At 55.8% G+C, this 3792-nt stretch carries 1 protein-coding gene; it reads right to left on the bottom strand.

All coding sequences use genetic code 11. The features are described 5' to 3' along the window. Positions 1 to 3733 (bottom strand): ATP-binding protein (locus tag H6F43_RS04435; protein ID WP_190341059.1); only part of this gene is annotated, 3733 nt, incomplete at its 3' end. Positions 3734 to 3792 lie beyond the last annotated feature (59 nt).

The following is a 3792-nucleotide window of genomic DNA, read 5'->3' as shown; positions in this document are numbered from 1 at the left end:
CTGCAATTAACTCGCTTGGCTCTACGGGCTTAGCCAGATGTTTCTGAAACCCCGCCGATCGAGTGTGCTGCTCGTCGTCATGTCCGGCATAAGCGGTTAGCGCGATCGCGGGAATCGCGCCTCCTTGCTGAGTCGGCAGGGATCTGACTTTACCGATTAGTCCATAACCCTCTGACTGAGGCATTCCAATATCGCTTAGTAAAACATCGGGCTTGCTGTGCGCCCACACCTCTAATGCTTCACTGGCTGATGCAGCCAATATCACCGTTGCTCCAGCTTGCTCAAGCATGAACCTCAGAAACTCCCGCGTATCCGAATCATCATCCACGACTAGAACGCGAATGCGATCGAGCGAAACCGAGGCGGCGGGATCAAGGGTGCCGTTTGTCTGTTTGTTTGCATTAAGGAGTGGAAGCCGGACCGTAAAGGTTGATCCGTGTCCTTCTCCTGGACTTTCTGCGCAAACCCTTCCACCGTGCAGTTCCACCACTTGACGGACGATCGCCAATCCTAGCCCCAAGCCTCCAAATGACCGAGTTGTACTGCTGTCTGCCTGACGAAAGTAGTCAAAGACATGCGGGAGAAAGTCGCGAGAAATGCCTTTGCCCGTGTCGCTGACTCTAATTTGAGCCTGAGCATCCCTCTGTTCCAAAGAAATTTCAACTCGTCCCCCTGCTGGCGTGAATTTAACCGCATTGGAAAGCAAATTCCAGACGACCTGCTGTAGCCGATCGGGGTCTCCCAGAATTTGGGGAATATCCGGGTCGAAGGCTGTGATAATGCTGATCGATTTTGCCTCTGCGGCGAGACGCACCGTTTCCAGGGCTGCTTGAATCGTTTGTTCTAGATCGACTGACGCGATCGTCAGATTTAATTTTCCTTGTAGAATCCGAGAGATATCCAGCAGATCCTCAACCAACCGAGCTTGGAGCCGTGCGTTCCGCTCGATGGTGTCTAGCGCCCGCTCCGTCGTGATCGGGTCGTGCGATCGCGATCGCAACAGGCTTGTCCACCCCAAGATGGGATTGAGGGGCGATCGCAGCTCATGGGACAGCACGGCAAGGAACTCATCCTTAATTCGGTTTGCATCCTCCGCTTTGGCACGGGCATCCTCCGCTAATTGCAAACTTTGGATGCGCTCGATCTCGGCTTGCTTGCGGTCAGTAATCTCTCGAAAATTTACTGATATTCCATCCGTGGAAGGATATACATGGACCTCTACCCACGCGTGAGTGAGAGGGGATAGTACCTCGAAGTGCACCGCTACCTGTTCGCGGACAGCTTTGTGGTACTGCTCGTCAAACGCCGTTCCTTTGATCATGGGAAATTTATCCCAGATCACCTCCCCAAGCAGTTCTTCGCGGGTTGTGCTCAAGTACTCCTCACAGCGCCGATTTACATAGGTAAACCGCCAGTGTCGATCGAGACCATAAAAGGCGTCTGTCACCCGCTCAAGAATGGCTGCCCGTTCCTTTGCCGCTTCGTTCTCTACGCGGGAGCGAGCCGCCTCTCGTCGTAGCCGCGCGGTTTCCAACGTTGCTCTAACGCGAGCCAGAAGCTCACGAGCACTAAAGGGTTTAACCAGGTAGTCGTCTGCTCCGGCTTCCAGTCCTTCAACCCGCGATTCTTCCCCTGCCCGCGCTGAAAGCAGCACGATCGGAACCGCGCAGGTTCGGGGGTGCTCGCGCATTCGAGCGATGAGACCAAAGCCATCCAGGTTCGGCATCATGACATCGCTCAAGACCAGATCTGGCACGTGCTCTTGTGCCGCTGTCCAGGCTGCCTCGCCATCTGCGGCGGCAACAACATCATAGTGAGTACTCAGCAGCTTACACACGTACTCGCGCATATCTGCATTGTCGTCTACAAGCAGAATCCGAGCGGCAGGCGCAGAGGGGGCGGGCAACTGGGCATCCCTAGCCTTGTCTGCTTCATCGCCGCGAGGGAGCCATCGCAGGGTTTCTTCAATGAAGGCATCGGCGCGAATCTGAGTCAATGCCAGCGTGCGATCGCCGCCGATTCGATCGTCGGGGAGGTGCTGCTTGCCGCGAGGAATCGAAACCGTAAACGTACTTCCTTGCCCATAGACGCTTTGTACCTGCACATGTCCCCCGTGCAGCTGCACCAGTTCTTGCACGAGTGCCAGCCCGATGCCGCTGCCTTCGTGGGTGCGCCCTTGCGTTCCTTCAACGCGGTGAAACCGCTTAAACACGTTGTCCAGTTCGGATTCTGGAATCCCGCTGCCTGTGTCTGCAACCTGAAGCTCGATCGTCTCTCCCACGACGCCAACGCGAACCGTAATGGAGCCTTGCTGGGTAAATTTAAACGCGTTCGATAGCAGGTTGAAGACAATTTTCTCCCACAGGTCCCGATCGACATAAACCGATTCAGGCAGCGGCGCACACTCGACGACAAGCTGCAAGCCTGCCTTTTCGATCGCTGATCGAAATAGGCTCGCCAAATCGGCAGTCAACACGGCGAGATCCGTTGGCTCATACACCGCTTGTAGACGACCCGCTTCAATGCGGGAGAAATCTAGCAGCGTGTTAACGAGCTTTAACAGCCGCAAACTGCTCCGATGCGCGATGGTAATTTGCTCCCGCTCTGCGTCCGGTAAATGACCGCTCTGTAGCACGTCCTCCAGTGGACCCAGCATCAGCGTCAGCGGCGTGCGGAATTCGTGGCTGACATTTGAGAAGAACGCGGTTTTCGCCTGATCGATCTCTGCCAGCATTTCGGCACGCTGGCGTTCTTCTTCATACGCTTGGGCATTGCGAATCGAAACCGAAACCTGCCCAGCCAGCAGTTCGTAAAACGACTGGTAGTTCTCATCTAAGGCGCGGCTAGGGCTGATACCCGCAATCAGCACTCCAAGCGGTGCTGTGGGGGTTGACGACGGAATCGGCAGCGCGATCGCGCGGTGAACGGGTTCATTCCAGGGTCCACCCTGTATGGCAACGTGGCGTTCCAGATCGTCGATCAAGGCGGTTCGACCTGCCATAACGGTTTCAGACGACCAAAGACTGGCGGCTTCCTCACACAGAACGGTCGGCGCGATCGCATCCGTTCCGCCCACCCCAACGCTGCCGTACAATCGCAGCGTGCTGTCTGGCTCAAGCAGATACATCAACGCGAACGGCACATCAAGGGGATACTCCGCAATGGCAGACAGGATGTCCTGACACGTCGCTGCAACGCTCTGCGTCTGACCTGCCCGTGCTGCAAGGTCACGCTGGAGCCGCAAGCGCCGCTCACCGAGTACTTGCTGCGTCACTTCGCTACAGACGCAAAGCATCCCCCGAATTACACCCTCGTCATCGTCTACGGCGCTGTAGGACAGGCTAAAGTGGGCTTCCTCGTTGTACCCTGCTCGGTTTACCGCCAGCATCTGGTCTTCTACCCAGTTTGGTACGCCAGTCGTCATGACTTCGGTGATCATGGGACCAATGACATCCCAGGATTCCGACTGCGTTTCGCGGATCGATCGTCCAAGCGCACCTGGATGCTTGGACCCAATTAGCCCGGTGTAGGCGTCGTTATAAATCTGAGCTAGCTCTTGTCCCCAGAGCAGGATCATGGGATAACGTGAGCCTAGAAGCGTGCGAACGGTTGACTTTAAGCTTTGTGCCCACGTTTCTACAGGTCCGACAGACGTGTTTGCCCAATCTAAAACCCGCATCCGCGCCCGCATCTCACCGGGTCCAGGAAAGAGGTCCGTTCTCAGTCCGCTCATTCATTGTGCTCGTTCTTTGCCTACTCTCTATACTAATGCTTCTTTTTAAGCAGAAGGTT

The organism is Leptolyngbya sp. FACHB-36 (assembly GCF_014695955.1).
Classification (GTDB): domain Bacteria; phylum Cyanobacteriota; class Cyanobacteriia; order Leptolyngbyales; family Leptolyngbyaceae; genus FACHB-36.
This window is presented reverse-complemented; position numbering and strand designations above follow the sequence as displayed.